The sequence below is a fragment of the Rhodanobacter lycopersici genome, assembly GCF_040812335.1.
GTDB classification, from domain to species: Bacteria; Pseudomonadota; Gammaproteobacteria; order Xanthomonadales; family Rhodanobacteraceae; genus Rhodanobacter_A; species Rhodanobacter_A lycopersici.
In genome coordinates this window covers 39334-53566 of record NZ_JBFOHK010000004.1, presented here as the reverse complement: position 1 = coordinate 53566, position 14233 = coordinate 39334, and the positions used below count along the sequence as shown (strand labels likewise).

The 14233-nt window shown below is 63.9% G+C and carries 14 protein-coding genes, 1 tRNA gene and 1 pseudogene; 9 read left to right on the top strand and 7 right to left on the bottom strand.

Annotated features, from left to right (window positions below):
- Positions 1-10 precede the first annotated feature (10 nt).
- Positions 11-1555, top strand: a complete 1545-nt coding sequence (locus ABQJ54_RS14150; protein WP_367854961.1) for a diguanylate cyclase domain-containing protein — start codon at positions 11-13, stop codon at positions 1553-1555.
- 163 nt (positions 1556-1718) lie between these two features.
- On the opposite strand, the pseudogene ABQJ54_RS14145 reads toward ABQJ54_RS14150, so the two are convergent.
- Positions 1719-2008: pseudogene (locus ABQJ54_RS14145) on the bottom strand (transposase); the annotation flags it as partial.
- A gap of 48 nt (positions 2009-2056) precedes the next feature.
- Here ABQJ54_RS14145 and ABQJ54_RS14140 point away from each other — a divergent pair.
- Positions 2057-2491 (top strand): sigma-70 family RNA polymerase sigma factor family protein, encoded by a 435-nt coding sequence (locus ABQJ54_RS14140; protein ID WP_367855366.1) that lies wholly within the window; start codon positions 2057-2059, stop codon positions 2489-2491.
- Positions 2492-2753: 262 nt separating this feature from the next.
- On the opposite strand, the gene ABQJ54_RS14135 is transcribed toward ABQJ54_RS14140, so the two are convergent.
- Positions 2754-3209 (bottom strand): fasciclin domain-containing protein, encoded by a 456-nt coding sequence (locus ABQJ54_RS14135; RefSeq protein ID WP_367854960.1) that lies wholly within the window; start codon positions 3207-3209, stop codon positions 2754-2756.
- A gap of 169 nt (positions 3210-3378) precedes the next feature.
- On the bottom strand, positions 3379-3648 hold the full coding sequence (locus ABQJ54_RS14130; RefSeq protein WP_367854959.1) for a hypothetical protein: 270 nt from the start codon (positions 3646-3648) through the stop codon (positions 3379-3381).
- A 358-nt stretch (positions 3649-4006) separates the two neighbouring features.
- Here ABQJ54_RS14130 and ABQJ54_RS14125 point away from each other — a divergent pair, with 358 nt between their 5' ends.
- From ABQJ54_RS14125 to ABQJ54_RS14115, 3 genes are all read left to right on the top strand, one after another.
- Positions 4007-4288, top strand: coding sequence for a hypothetical protein (locus ABQJ54_RS14125; protein WP_367854958.1), 282 nt, complete (start codon positions 4007-4009; stop codon positions 4286-4288).
- Positions 4289-4450: 162 nt separating this feature from the next.
- Positions 4451-4708 carry a TonB-dependent receptor gene (locus ABQJ54_RS14120; RefSeq protein ID WP_367854957.1) on the top strand — a complete coding sequence of 86 codons (258 nt, stop codon included), beginning with the start codon at positions 4451-4453 and terminating at the stop codon, positions 4706-4708.
- 719 nt (positions 4709-5427) lie between these two features.
- On the top strand, positions 5428-5646 hold the full coding sequence (locus ABQJ54_RS14115; RefSeq protein WP_367854956.1) for a hypothetical protein: 219 nt from the start codon (positions 5428-5430) through the stop codon (positions 5644-5646).
- Positions 5647-5995: 349 nt separating this feature from the next.
- Here ABQJ54_RS14115 and ABQJ54_RS14110 read toward each other — a convergent pair whose 3' ends face one another.
- Complete coding sequence (locus ABQJ54_RS14110) at positions 5996-6229, bottom strand: helix-turn-helix domain-containing protein (RefSeq protein ID WP_367854955.1); 234 nt, start codon at positions 6227-6229, stop codon at positions 5996-5998.
- A 231-nt stretch (positions 6230-6460) separates the two neighbouring features.
- Between ABQJ54_RS14110 and ABQJ54_RS14105 the strand changes: the two genes are divergently transcribed.
- The gene (locus ABQJ54_RS14105; RefSeq protein WP_367854954.1) at positions 6461-7129 is read left to right on the top strand and encodes a hypothetical protein; all 669 of its coding nucleotides are present in this window, start codon (positions 6461-6463) and stop codon (positions 7127-7129) included.
- Positions 7130-7264: 135 nt separating this feature from the next.
- Positions 7265-8140, top strand: a complete 876-nt coding sequence (locus ABQJ54_RS14100) for a hypothetical protein (RefSeq protein ID WP_367854953.1) — start codon at positions 7265-7267, stop codon at positions 8138-8140.
- A 1255-nt stretch (positions 8141-9395) separates the two neighbouring features.
- Here ABQJ54_RS14100 and ABQJ54_RS14095 read toward each other — a convergent pair.
- From ABQJ54_RS14095 to ABQJ54_RS14085, 3 genes are all read right to left on the bottom strand, one after another.
- Positions 9396-9758 (bottom strand): hypothetical protein, encoded by a 363-nt coding sequence (locus tag ABQJ54_RS14095; RefSeq protein WP_367854952.1) that lies wholly within the window; start codon positions 9756-9758, stop codon positions 9396-9398.
- A gap of 469 nt (positions 9759-10227) precedes the next feature.
- Positions 10228-10303 (bottom strand) — tRNA-Ala (locus ABQJ54_RS14090).
- A gap of 69 nt (positions 10304-10372) precedes the next feature.
- Positions 10373-11485, bottom strand: coding sequence for a ribonuclease D (locus ABQJ54_RS14085; RefSeq protein ID WP_367854951.1), 1113 nt, complete (start codon positions 11483-11485; stop codon positions 10373-10375).
- A 99-nt stretch (positions 11486-11584) separates the two neighbouring features.
- Between ABQJ54_RS14085 and ABQJ54_RS14080 the strand changes: the two genes are divergently transcribed.
- Positions 11585-13522: an SUMF1/EgtB/PvdO family nonheme iron enzyme gene (locus ABQJ54_RS14080; RefSeq protein WP_367854950.1), complete on the top strand. Its 1938-nt coding sequence runs from the start codon at positions 11585-11587 to the stop codon at positions 13520-13522.
- 144 nt (positions 13523-13666) lie between these two features.
- The gene (locus ABQJ54_RS14075; protein WP_437343362.1) at positions 13667-14056 is read left to right on the top strand and encodes an HU family DNA-binding protein; all 390 of its coding nucleotides are present in this window, start codon (positions 13667-13669) and stop codon (positions 14054-14056) included.
- Positions 14057-14233: the final 177 nt, after the last annotated feature.

Below are 14233 nucleotides of genomic sequence, written 5' to 3'. Positions count from 1 at the left end.
CAGTACTGCCATGACCGACCAGGCCAAACCGACCGAAGCCGCCACGGCGCACGCGCTAGCGCTGCTGGAAAAGAAGGCGGCCCGGCTGCGCCATGAACTGGTGGAACTGCGGCGAAAACTTTCCCATGCGCGCCGCGGCCTTAGTAAGAGCCACGCCATCCAATTGCAGGAAGCCAACCAGAAGCTGGCGCTGGCGGCATTGCATGCTGACGACATCGCAGCCATGGCCGTTGCCGATCTGGCTGCCTTGACCGAGGCCTTCCAGCGCGATGCCGTGACCGGGACGCTCAACCGCGCCTTCATGCTGGATCGGCTGGAACACGCCCTGCTAATGGCCCGACGCGACAAGCGACGCCTGGCGCTGGTATTTGTCGATCTCGACCATTTCAAGCCCATCAATGACCGCCTCGGGCATGCGGTTGGCGACGAGGTGCTGCAAATCGTGGCGCACTCGTTGCAATCGGTGCTGCGCGAATCGGATTCCGTGTGCCGCTATGGTGGCGACGAGTTCCTGGTGCTGCTGCCGGCGATCGCGACAGCCGCCGATGCAGAGCGGATCGCTGTCGACATGCTGATGGCGCTCAGCACGCCTGTCAGCGTAGGGGGCGAGATGCTGAAGCTTTCGGCAAGTCTGGGCATCAGCATCTACCCGGATGACGGCGAGGACTCGGCTACCCTCATCAATCACGCCGATGCCGCCATGTACCGGCGCAAACACGCCGGGTTGGGCGATTTCCAACCCCATTGGGGAGCATGGTTCCAGGAGCAAAGCCCATCGCTGCAGGATCTGCGCGAGGCCAACGCACAACTGGTGCTGGCCGCATTGAAAGCGCAGGAATCCGCGGCGGATGCGACCGAGGCGCACTGCCAGCAGTTGAAGCACATGGCGATCGTGGCGCATGAATTGCGCAATCCGCTGACTCCGCTGCGCATCGCCGCCGGCCTGCTGATTAACCGCAACAGCACCGGCGAAATTCCGATCGAGCGACTTCAGGCGATCATCAATGGCCAGGTCACCTGCATGACCCGATTGATCGACGACCTGCTCGACGCCTCGCGCCTGAGCACCAGCACGCTGCGAATCGAGTGCAGCGACATCGATCTGGGCAGTATTCTCAACCAGGTGGCGGCGTCATGTCGCCCTGGCATGGAGCTTCGTCAGCAGCATTTCAGCATGTGTATACGGCCGGAGCCGATCTGCATGTTCGGCGACCCGATGCGGTTGGCGCAGATCTTCAGCAACCTGCTGGACAATGCCAGCAAGTACACGCCGGAGAACGGCGAGATCTCGCTTGAGCTGGTGTTGCTGGATACGTATGCCGTGGTCACCGTGCGCGACAACGGTATCGGCATTTCTGCCGAGGCCCTGCCGACAATATTCGACCTGTTTGTGCAGGATGCCGGCGCATTGCCGCATTCCAACGGTGGCCTAGGGATCGGCCTGTCGGTGGTGCGTGATCTGGTGCAGACACATGGAGGCAGCGTGGTTGCGCACAGCGCTGGTCGAGGTCGCGGTAGCGATTTCGTGGTAACTCTACCTCTATCGGACAGTTGAGAAGCACCCGTCCTGGAGCATGCGCAGAATCTTCTGTAGCCCAAGTTATTTCTGGGCGGAAGAGTGATTGGCCTGTGTTATCGTGGGTGGTCAAGCGGCAACATTGGATCGCGGCGTCCTCTTGGGGGAGCATGTGCAGAATTTTGTGTAAACGGGGCTCGGTTTACCGCTGAGGGATGCGCTCCTCGAACTGGATGGTAAAGCGGTTGTGCGCGGCCTTCCAATCGCGGATCGGCACGTCCACCGCTTGCTGATGTTGCACAGGGCCAGATAGAGCAGCTTGATCAGCGCCTCGTCGCTGGGGAAGGCGCCGCGATGCTTGGTCAGCCTGCGCCGGCCGTAGTTCACCGACTCGATGGGGTTGGTGGCGTAGATCACCTTGCGGATCTACGGCGGGTAGTCGAAGAAGGGAACCAGGCGCGGCCAGTTGCGCCGCCATGACTGCCCGATGGACGGGCACTCCTCATCCCAGCGCGCCTGCCGGACCGTGCATCGGGCCAGGTGCAGCTGCGCCAGGAACGCCCGCAGCGCGCGGCGCCGAGCGAGGTCCACCAGAAGCTGATGCGGCGCTTCGCCGAAACCCGCGCGGAGGGCGACTTCGCCGGCGTGAAATCGATGCTGGCGGACACCACGGTGCTGGTCGGTGACGGCGGCGGCCACGTCTCCAGCTTCCTCAAGCTGATGGTCGGCGGCAAGCGCATCGCCCAGCTGCTGTTCGTCTCCACCCAGCGCTACAAGGATGTGCTGCGCATCGAACCGGCGATGATCAACGGCCAGTACGCCGTGCTGCGCTACATCAACGGCAAGCTGGAATCGGCCCAGTCCTACGAAAGCGACGGCGAACGCATCACCCACATCCACGTACAGCGCAACCCCGAGAAACTGGCGCGGCTGGTGACCGCCATCGCGCAGCGGCAGAGCCCGCCGCCCATCTGAACCATCGAAGGTGCACCGCTCCCGCACGCTTCACCACGGAGCGACGCCCCCCGCCCCGCCTGCAAGCCGCGCACAATAGCCTTGCGCGGGGAGAAACGCCGGGGGCCGCAACCAGCAGCGCGTGCCGCGTGTAGCGGGGCAGTCCAGCCAGGGGACCAACGCAAAAGCCCGCACAAGGCGGGCTTCCGGATGCATGGCTGACAGTGTGTGGCGAGCGATCCGCTCGCCGTGCGCGTCAGATGAATCGACTTGCGTCAGTGGATCAGTGCTTGAAGGCCGCCTTCGGCGGCTGGATCACCGCATCGATCGCGTGGATCACGCCGTTGCTCGTGGCGATGTCCGTGCCAACCAAATGGGCACCGTCGATGGTGAAGCGGTCACCGTCCTTGGCGATATGGGTCGACAGACCCTGCATCATTTTAGGATGGCTGAACGTGCCCACATCGGCGGCCGACGCGCGGCCGGGAAGGATGTGGTACTTCAGCACCGAGATCAGCTCAGCCTTATTCTCCGGCTTGAGCCAGTTGTCCAGCGTGCCTTGCGGCAGCTTGCCGAAGGCTTCGTCGGTGGGGGCGAACACGGTGTAAGGGCCAGCACCCTTCAACACCTGGGTCAGCTCGGCGGCATCCAGCGCCTTGCACAGGGTTTTGAAGGAGCCATTGGCAGCGGCCGAGTCGATGAGATTGGTGGTACGAACGTTGGTGACAGTGTTGTTCATGGAGTTGCCTATGAGTGATGGTCTGCAAGCGCAGATCCAGGGCGGCCGAAACCGCAGCCCCGGTTGGATCCGGGGACGTACTCAGTGGCGTTAGGGAGAGTACCGCGAGGCTGAGGCATGATAGGAGCGGCGTGCCTCCTAGTGCCCAAGCAGCATGTGCGTGGTGTTGTTAGCTGCGCGTAACGTGATGCGGCAGGCGCGGATCACCCGGTTCGCTTCGGCTTTCACTTTTCACCCTTCGCAGCAGCGCGAGCATGCGCTTTCGTTGTTCGCTCTTCTTCAGATCCTGCGCCGTCAGCAATCGCTGCCGCAGGCTCGTCGGTACGGCGGTGGCGCGCATTGCCTCCGCGTCAGATTGCCTGAGCAGGCGGTGGAGGCGCGCGACCCAGCTGCGGACATACCAAGGGGGATGCGGGCGAATTTCGATATGTGCGTTCATGGCGTTGGCCTCAGCCACATGCCGGGGCCGTCGGGCGGCAAAGTAATTACTGCCAGCGCGATCACTGTGCACCGCCCGCTGTTAGCCGGCTGTAACCGCAACCGTGCACATGGACGCCAAGGCACATGGTGAGCAACGAATAGCGATAGCCACCGATTGCGCGATTGCGCATTACAGCCGCGTAACAGCGGCAAGCGCATGTTGCTTGTACGTCGGAGCGCTTTCGGGTCCGTTCCGGACACCTCAGACTACGTCTCATCTTTCGACGCCACTGAGTTCCCTCCGACCGTGTCGGAGCCGCGGGCCAGCACCCGCTTATGACTTGCCGCGGACAAGTCCACACTCAAAGGCAATCACAATGTATGCCCTCAACCAGACCAACGCGCTGTACTTCTTCCCCCACAAGCTCAGCTTTGAACCGCACCCCGCCGCAACCGATGTCGAACAGCACGATCACTGGTCTTTGCAGCATCACCCGTCGGTGGTATGGCCATGGGCACCGCAGACGAGCGGCTTTGCCTCACCTATGCCCAAGACAGACCCCGCCGAACGGCGTGAAATCGATCACCAGGCCCAGGAGGCCGATCGCATGGACGACGATGGCGCCACGCCTTACGAGCCCGAGCCCGGCAAACGCTAACAGCCTGCACCGCCCCCGCGGTGCTCATCAAGAGTCCATCGCGTCCGATCGCATGCCGCTCAACTCGCACGGCGGCCGCATCTCATCTCGTTGCGCTGCGCTGAATCGATTCCTGCACGCACCCCAAGTGCACGCCTTCCCCATGCGGCCCAATAAAGGAGCATGCTGGACCACGACATCATTCCAAAAACAACCATCATGACCAGCGTTTCCGGCAAGACCACCAACGGTTTCACTTATGAAGGCGAGTACGACCATGCCAACGTCGACCGTATTACCTGGAGCGCCACTTATCGGCGTGACGGGCTCTTCTTCGGCATGCGCCACGGCCGCATCAATGAACTGCTCGGCATTCCGTTGGAAGAAGTCGATGACGTGGTGAAGGACGACATCGAGTTGACTTGGATGCAATCGAGCTAGGCGCATGCCTGCCGATCGAAAGAACCATTGCACCTCCCAACGATCGCCCAGGGTGATGCCGATCCACATCCGCGACCGGTCCGCACGCCCGACACCGCCCCCAGCATCGGCCGCGCATACGAGCGTACCCATATGGCGCCGCCTTCTTGGTGTGTCAGGGCTTTGGGTCCACCCGCATGGCGCCGAGCCGCGTTTTGGATGGTGTCGCGCTACGTGCTTCGAGACTCTGGCCTCGATCATGTTCGAGCACCTCAGTGCCCTGATCCGTTCCAGGCGCTGGAACGCAGTGGGAGAGGCTCCCGGCAGACTTTCAGGGGCTGCGTCGAACGCGGAGACATCGCCGGGCGATCAGAGCGCTCTGCGAGCCCCTCGGCATTTAGGCAGATGGTGGTGATTAGTCTATTTTATCGAGGCTAAGGAAGAGCTCGCTCGGAAACCTCACTGATGCCGGGCGACGTGAGGAGCTGGTCGGGCTGGCCTGTGCCACTCGGGACGCACAGGCAGCTGACGTCGTCGAGTGAGCACATTTTCGCGCGCATCTATCGCGGGCAGCCAGGCTGGCCAAGTCTTAAGGTGTGCGAACTGGTCACTACGGCCCGCACCGATGGGGAGACGTGTGAAGCTTTGAGGTTGGCGGTGTAAGTGGGGGGCGCACGCGGTTCAAGTTGCGGCGCCCGGGTGCCGATCCCAAGGTGGACTGGAGTAGGGATCAACAGGAAATGCCATTCTCCCTCGTGAACGGCGTCGACATCGCCCTGATGCTGTACCTCGTCATCTGGCTGCTCGCGGCGCGCAAGCGCAATGGTGCGCCATGGCGTTGGTGCGCATACCGACGCCTGCGCTGGATCCCTAGCGACAGTGGCGACACTAGACGCTTGGAGGCGAACCGGCCGGCGCATCCGGCGGGCCTGGGCTGCCAGCAGCGAACCTATGTTTGAGCGCGGCATCCGCATTGACTTATAGCTACCATCTCATCGCGCACTGACTGGCCGACCTGTAGGCAACGTGGGGTGCGCGGAGCGCGCGGTCGCGGGATTTTCATTGAGCGGGAATCGCGCGGGAAGCGCGGTCTATGCTGACGCAATTCCACGAAGCCTCCCGAATCGATTGAGGGCAAGGGCGGTCAGTCACCCGTGCATCGTGCCCATCCTGGGCGCTACTGCAGTCAACCCAACTGGCAGGCCGCCGCCACGAGTAGCCAAGTGTAATCGGCAACAACTTCGATCACGCCTTCGCTGCTGTCGATGCCTGTGATACTTGGCGTCAAGCGGTGCCCTCGGATCGGGGCTACTGATCGGGCTGTACTGACGGTGGCTCCAGTAACAGGGAAGCTGGAACATGCAGCGCTTCGGCCAGTTTGACGATATTGAGCAACGCGATGTTGCGCTTTCCGCGCTCCACACCACCCAAGTAGCTACGTGCCAAGCCGCTCTCCAGTGCCAGCCGCTCCTGCGACCAGTGGCGGCGTTTACGGACTTCGATGAGTTTGAGCCCGAACTGCACGCGAGGGTCGGCCGGCATCGCTCACTCCTTGGGAGGTCGGGATGCTAGGGGTGCCCTCACTATCAGGCCACGCTCTATAGGGGCACGCACTATAGGTGACAATTGCCTAATGACTGCGATAGATTGACCTCTATGCGTAACATTCAGTGCGTCTGGCCCGCAGTCCGGTCGCTGGCGTCGCGCAACGGGCAACCACGTTGGTTGCGAGGTGCTGGCTCGTGGTCGTCAATCTACACAGGGGACAAAAGGATGAAGTCATGTAGCACGTTGTTGATGGTGGCAATGCCGCTCGCCATGTTGCTTTCTGGATGCGTGGCGACGCCCCAGAAGGATGGGTCGACACTGCTGCGTCTGAATATCCCGGGGTTGACGCCTCAGGCAGCGCCTGTGGCAGCGCAACCCTCGGAACCCTCCGGCGGATCGAATGCATCCGAAGCTGCACCGAGTGCGACCGGACCGAGCGGGGTGCCGATCACCCAGACCGCACTGTCCGGCATCTTCACCAAGCACCCGTACGGCGGAACCGGTGCTGGGACATTCCCCAGGGTGGCCTTGACCTTCACAGACTGGTCGCGATCCGATTGCTGGACGGCTGATGCGGTGATCTGGTGGGGCACGAGGAAGTCGGAACGGGTCCGGCAGTTCTACGTGTGCCCACGAGGAGGGCTTGGCACAGCGATCAACGGTGCAGCCGGCCTTCATTTGTTTGTCGAGCAAACCTCGGCACTAAGCAACACCGGAAACGTGCGCGGCGATGGCCCGACCCCGCCGATGCTGGCCGTGCCGATGACAATGCCGATTCCGCCGGGAACGAACATGTTCAACGACGTGATCATGCAGATCATCGCCGACACTGGCTGGCAGGCGGGATCGCCGGTCACCGACTTTTGGATCGTCGGTTTCAAGAAGTCCAGTTGAGAGGCGAGGATTCTGCTCCTTCCGGGTGTCTCGAAGAGAGTCGCTCGTCGCCGAGTTCGCGAACGGTGTGATCGGCGTTTGTCGTTCACACCGTTCCAAGTGGGCCATTCGAGGTTCCCTTGAGGATGGTTGACTATGGGTATCGGGAGCGGCGTTAACGGCAGCAACTGTGGCGGCTTGCTGAGCGGCTACGAAGCCTACCTGGAAGGATGGAAAGAGGGCGAGGCGATCCGGCTGCGGGAAGATCTGCAGCGAGCCAATCAGAGGGCTGGCAGCGCCTATGACCAAGGCTTCAGCGACGGTCAGCAGGACGGTTACCTTCTTGGTTGGAACGACGGCATCGGTCGCGGTAACCGCGAGCTGTTCAAGATGGACGGCTACATGAAAGCCCACATCGCCGACAAGGAGCGCCTACAGCAGACCGTCAACGAGCAAGCTCAGCAGATCGCCCAGCTCGTGGCGCACGTCGTGGCGTTGGAGGGCGCCATCGGCCGCAAGGACGACGCCATGCGCGCCATCCAGGATAGTTCGCTCCCGCAGCTGGCGCGCGAGCTGAAGGCCGCGAACGATCAACTGCGCGAGCAGATGCAAGCGTTGCAGGCAGACGGTGCGGCGAAGGCACAAGAATGCTCTGAAAACGTTCTGCGCGTGAATCGCGCGGCGACTGCCCTCAACGCCATGCGTCAAACGCTGGAAGACTTGACGGCCGACAAGGATTCGGAGCGAACAGCAGAGATCGAACACCTGTTCTGCGAGCACTACAAGAAAGAGGTCGCCACAGGCCTTGAGAAGGGCTGCCTGCGCAGGCCCTTGGAAGAAGACGCCATCGCCGCTCAGTCGATGCCTTCGACACATCGCTTCCTGACATCCGTTCTGCATTCAGTCAATGAGCGCATCGAAATGGAGCGCCACAACAGGAAGGAATCTGGGTGCCGGACGGGACCTGAGTGGCAGCAGAAGCTGAAGCGGCTTGCCTTCGGCAACAGGCCGCGGCTGCCCAAGGTGACGTGACTCAAGCCAAACAGCTTCTGACAAATCCGGAGTGGCTCACTTTCTTGCGCACCATCTGTGCAACAAGTGAGCACCATGCGCGCACCATCTGCGCCCGTACACACACCATGTGCGCACCATGCCCGCACGCGAGTGCGCACCATGTACAGACCGTGTGCGCACCATGTCGTTTCAATCGCGCACTATACGCACACCATATGTGCACCATGCCGGTCGCGTCGGTTCCGAATTCTACGTGAACACGTCGCGGCACCATCGTGCCCCGCGCTGCCCTCAGCCTAACCCGTTGATCACACGGGTCATTCGCGTGCTGGCCACGGGGTGGTACACATCCCACTTTAGGCTATTGGCCGAATGGTCACAGCCCAACCGGGCTACGTTACTCCGAACCCGCCCCTGCACCCCAAATTCGCCCGGACTGTATTCAATGAACAGCGCCTACCCATCCGTAAACGAATCACGATGCCTAGTGTTGTGCCCACCCATGAATTGCGAGTCATGGGGACCTTAACGAACGAGAACTTTAGGAAGGTGCAAAGAACACCCCCATAGATGTCATATGAATGACGGCGGAAAGGTTGGAGTAACGTAGCATGTGACCACCCAAAATCCGGTTGCGATCAACCTGCCCGAATTGAGGGCACGGGCTTCGATGCTGATACCGGATGGCGCCACGGGCGCGATGGACGATTGGGCTGATCACGATGGGCGCCATACGCGCAATTAGGGATAGCGTGATTTGGACCGCGCACGCGTGCATGTTGTAACCAATAAAGAGCTTTGGATGGATGCATGCTTTGGCGTGGACGATGCGCTGCGCGCACCGGCTGGCTCGCTTCGCTCGTCCCGTGGACAAACCTGCTGGACGGCACGTGGACAACGCTGCGCGTTGCCCACAGTCCGCCCACAGGTGTTGCCCACCGGCTTCCCAGCCTTCGTCCACCCCTGATCAAGTGCACCACCAGCCACAGGAGTAATTTTCGAAGCGTAGGGGCAAAAAGCTTTTAAATGGCTACATAAAAGAAGCAGCGGCAGTGCTTTGCACGCACTGGGGCAGAATTCAACTTCTATTTGCTCGACGAAAAGGATCGCTTTGCATGTGCTGGGGCAGTGTTCGGCTCTCGTTTGCTCGCGCAATGGCAGCATTTTGCACGTGTCGGGCAAGAATTGAGCTTTTGTTTTCCAGACGAAAGGCAGCGTTTTGCGCAGTTGAAACAGCAATGCGGGGCGTTTGCGCCCCGCATTGCTTGGTGATTCAGTCAGTGCAGGGGTCGCCCGGCCACTCGGCGCTGCGCTTTCGGCGTGCCTCGGCCTCAGCCTTGGTGGGGCGGCCACGCTTTGAGCGGCGGGGTGGGTGCGGGTTGGCGGCTGTCATCTGCTGGCTGCTCTGGCTTTGGCCATCCTCGCCGCGGATCCAAGCGCGGGTTTGCTCTGGATCCCAGCGTAGACTGGCGCGACCGCGGCGGGGCAGGGTCGGGGGGACACGGTGGGGGGCGCGGGTGAGGTCGGAATAGATCGTGGCCACCGCGATTTGCATGTAGGCAGCCAAATTCTCGATCGTCCACAGGCTTTCGCTGACGATCAGCGGCAGGGTGGTTGGTTTGGGTTGCTTGCGCATGGGGCGAATTCCTTCGTGCCACGCCCGGAGGCGTGGTGCGAATGAGTTCGCAGCAGCCAAGGTCGAAGGCATCAAAGGCCGGGGACGCAAGGCAGGGTTGTGCCCTTGTTCGCACTGCCACTCCCCACCGGCGTCGCTCTTGCTGACCTGGCCTCAATCATCTTCCAGGGGCTTGCCTTCGACTCTTTTTTTGAGCCTGGTGGGGCGATTGCTGCTGCCACTGACAAGCAGAGCATCCTTTCGTACCCGCGGGTGGCGCTGCTTCCATCCCGAGAGTCGCCGGATCGAACCCGGCCGCATTGCCTTGCAATCTAGCAGCGACGTTTTGCACCGGCAACCGGTCGGGCGGCGCCGACACGTCGATGCGATGGGAGGAATTTGGGAGGATTGCAATGCGAAACCATGCAATCAAAAGCAAAACAGCGCAAGACGCTGCAAAGCGTATTGCGCTGTTTTTACTGGGAAAAATTGGTGGAGCGGAGGAGGATCGAACTCCCGACCTTCGCATTGCGAACGCGACGCTCTCCCAGCTGAGCTACCGCCCCACGCGAGTCGTGCATCTTAGCAGTGGCCACCAGCCACGCCAAGACCCCGGGCGGTTCCGCCGCGAAGGATCAGCCGGGCAGCAGGGCGGGCAGCCGCTCGTGCAGCACCTCGCAGCGCCAGCCGTCGAGGAAGTCCGGCCATTCGCGGGTGACCACGTATTCCTCCAGCACCTTGCGCGGGCAAAGCAGGCCGGGTGGCAGGTCGAGTTCGGCGGCGCGCTCGTCGACCAGGGCCTTCATCGCGTTCAAGGCTTGCTTGGCCGCCCCTTGCGGGTGGGCAGGAATGGACGCGGTGACGGCGATCTCCTCCGCCTCGACCGGATCGCGCAGCAGGGCGAACAGTTCGCCGCGCTGGGCGCTGCGCAGGGCGCGCTGGCCGCGGCCGCGCTGTTCGAGTTCGGCGAGGCTGGCGGGTGGCTGCTGGGCCAGGCTCATGACGAGCGCGTCGTCCAGCAGCCAGGGGCGCGGGCGGTCCAGCGTGCGCGCGCTGCGGTCGCGCCACAGCAGGATGCGGCGCAGCAGGGCCTGCTGTGCGGGCGCCCATTCGGCGGCGCCACGCAGCGCGCGCTGCGGCTGCGGGTCGCCCTCGCGGTGGCTGGCGCGCTGCTTCAGCCGCGCGCAGTCCTCGGCATGCCAGGCGCTGCGGTCGCGCTGGCGCAGGCGCTCGGCGAGCTGGGCGTGGATGGATTCCAGGTACACCACGTCGAGCGTGGCGTAGCTGCGCTGCGAAGCAGTGAGCGGGCGCTGCATCCAGTCCGAGCGGGTCTCGCCCTTGTCCAGCTCGTCGCCGCACAGTTCCGCGACCAGGGCGCGATAGCTGATGCCCAGTCCCATGCCGGCGAAGGCGGCGGCGATCTGGGTGTCGAACAGCGTGTGCGGGCCATCGGGCAGCATCGGCGCCAGCGTTTCCAGGTCCTCGCCGGCGCTGTGCATCACGGTGACGGTGTCGCCCGTGCCCAGCCCGGGCTGCAGCGCATCGCCGATCGCGAAGGCCAGCGGATCGACCAGTGCGTGGCGGCCACGGCACCCCAGCTGCAGCAGGGCGAGCTGCGGATGGAAGGTGTCGCGGCGCATGAATTCGGTATCCAGCCCGACCACGGCATCCGCCGGCACGTCGTCCAGCCAGGCTTGCAGCGTGGCGCGGTCGGCGATCCAGTCGGCGGTGACGTCGGGCAGGGGCATGCGGGTTCCTCGGAATCGCGGAGCGTGGATTGCTCCGTCATCGGTCGTGACATAAGGTGAGCGGAGCACGATAACAGGCCGATCCGGGAACGCCCAAGCATGCCGAGCAACACCACGCTGCATCGCCAACGCACGCTCGGCGGCGTGGTCGGCATTCTCGTGCTGGCCTTCGGGCTCGGCTACCACTTCTTTCCGCGCCTGTTCCATGCCGAGCCGAGTGAGGTCGTGCGTCGCAGCGTGCCGGCGCTGCCGGCGGCGGCGCCAGGCGGCGTGTCGACGGTCAACGCACCAGCCGCCGAGGAGCTGAACGCCGGCCCCCCGTTGACCCTGGCGCCCACCGCAGTGATCGCCGCGCGGCTCAGCCGCGAACACGAGAAGCTGCCGAAGCAGCTGACGCCTGATCCGCCGAGACTGCGTACGCTGCTGGAGCGTGCCGACAAGGCGCTCGCCGCCAACCACCTGGGCGGCGACAAGGAGAGTGCCGCCGCACTCTACCTGCAGGCCGTGAAGGACAAACCCGATAGCCGCCGCGCCGCACAGGGCGTGATCGATGTGCATGCACGGCTGGTGGCGCAGATCGAGCGCGACCTCGCGCTGGGCAACGCCGAGGACGTGGGCGACCAGTTGGCGGCGTTGCAGCAGCTGCCCGGCAGCGCGGACGACGTGGCGCGCCTCTCGGCCGCGCTGAAGACGCTCACCGACGTGCGCCCGCTGCTGGCGCAGGCGGCCGGCCTGCTGCAGCAGGGCAAGGCGGACGAGCCCGTCGGCCACAGCGCGCTGGACATCTACCGCCAGGTGCAGCAGCTCGATCCGCAGAACGCGGTGGCCGAGCAGGGCGTGCTCGACGTGCAGCGCGTGGTGCTGGATCGCGCGCTGGCCGCGGTGGCGCAGAACGATTTCGCCGGCGCCGACAAGGTGCTGGCCGAGGCGCAGGCGATCCGCCCCGGTTCGCAGCAGCTGCACGACGTGCGCCAGCGGGTGGACGACATGCGCGCGGCGCGCGCCAGCGGCGTGCTGACCCAGGCGCATTCCGCGCTGGATGCCGGCAACCTCGCGATGGCGAAGCAGCTCGCCGCACAGGCGGAGGCGATCAGTCCGCAACTGGCCGGCCTTGCCGCGTTCGAGCAGCAGCTCGTCAACGCGCAGCTCTACGCCAGCCACAAGCCCGGCCAGGTGTTCAGCGACCGCTATGTCGACCTGCCGGGACAGTCGCCGGCGATGGTGGTGATTCCCACCGGCAGCTTCATGATGGGCGCGGCCGACGACGACAGCCGCAACGCGGCCGAGCAGCCGCAACACAAGGTCAGCATCGACCAGGGCTTCGCGATGTCGCGCAGCGCGATCACCGTGGGCCAGTTCCGGGAGTTCGTGCGCGAGAGCGGCTACGTGCCCGATTCGGTGAAGCAGGGCGGTGCCAGCGTCTACGACGAGCGCAGCGGCGCCATGCACGATGACAGCGACGCCACCTGGCAGGACGATTACGCCGGCCACAAGGCCGAGGACAACCTGCCGGTAGTCAATATTTCCTGGAACGATGCCAAGGCCTATGCCGACTGGCTCAGCCAGCGCACCGGCAAGAAATACCGCCTGCCCAGCGAGGCCGAGTTCGCCTATGCGCTGCGCGGCGGTACCACCACGAGTTACTGGTGGGGCGACGGCACGCCGAACCGCAAGGTGGAAAACCTCACCGGATCGAGGGACCGTTCGCTCAGCGGCCGGCGCTGGAACCACGCGTTCCGCGACTACGACGACGGCTACTGGGGTCCGGCGCCGGTGATGAGCTTCGCGCCCAATCCATTCGGCCTGTATGACATGGGCGGCAACGTTTCCGAATGGGTGGCCGATTGCTGGCATGACAACTACATTCGCGCGCCCGTCGACGGCAGCGCCTGGCTCAATCCCGGTTGCAGCGTGCGCGTGCTGCGCGGCGGCTCCTGGGGCAGCTCGCCCGAACAGGCCCGCTCGGCCTGGCGGCAGGGCGCCGATGCGGGCGTGCGCAGTGGCCGTGTCGGCTTCCGCGTGGTGCGCGAGCTTTGAAGATGCGCCGGGGATTCCCGGCGCATCCCTGCGATTTGCGCTGCAAAGCACTACACCAAAGCCCCGGATTTCGCGTAGATTGTGCATGCCGCATGGCCATCGCCTCGCTGGAGGCGGTGCCTTACTCAACCACGATGGATGCCCATGGCTACCAAGACCACTGCCAAGAAAGCCCCTGCCAAGGCCGCCAAGCCGGCGCCGAAGGCTCCTGCTGCCGTCAAGCCGATCAGCGACACGCTGAGCAAGTCCGGCCTGATCTCCCACATCGCCCAGCATGCTGGCGTCGAAGCCAAGCACGTCAAGGCTGTGCTCGCTTCGCTGGAGCACGTCGTGCTCGGCTCCCTGCACAAGAAGGGTTCGGGCCAGTTCACCTTGCCGGGTCTGTTCAAGGTCAACGCCGTGAAGGTGCCGGCCAAGCCCAAGCGCACCGGCATCAACCCGTTCACCAAGCAGGAACAGGTGTTCGCCGCCAAGCCGGCCACAGTGAAGGTGAAGGTGCGTCCGCTGAAGAAGCTCAAGGACGCCGCGCTCTGAAGCGCGCCGATGTCTGCCGGTGAACCGCCGGCAGGCATCGCCTCACGGCCCGGCGACGGGCAGGACACGGGCCGCGCAAGCGGCCCGTGTCGCACCTGGCGTCAAACCGATGGCTCCCGTCAGTCGAGCCGCAACCTGTCGGCGCGTGCGCCTCGCGACATCGACCACGTTGCAGGC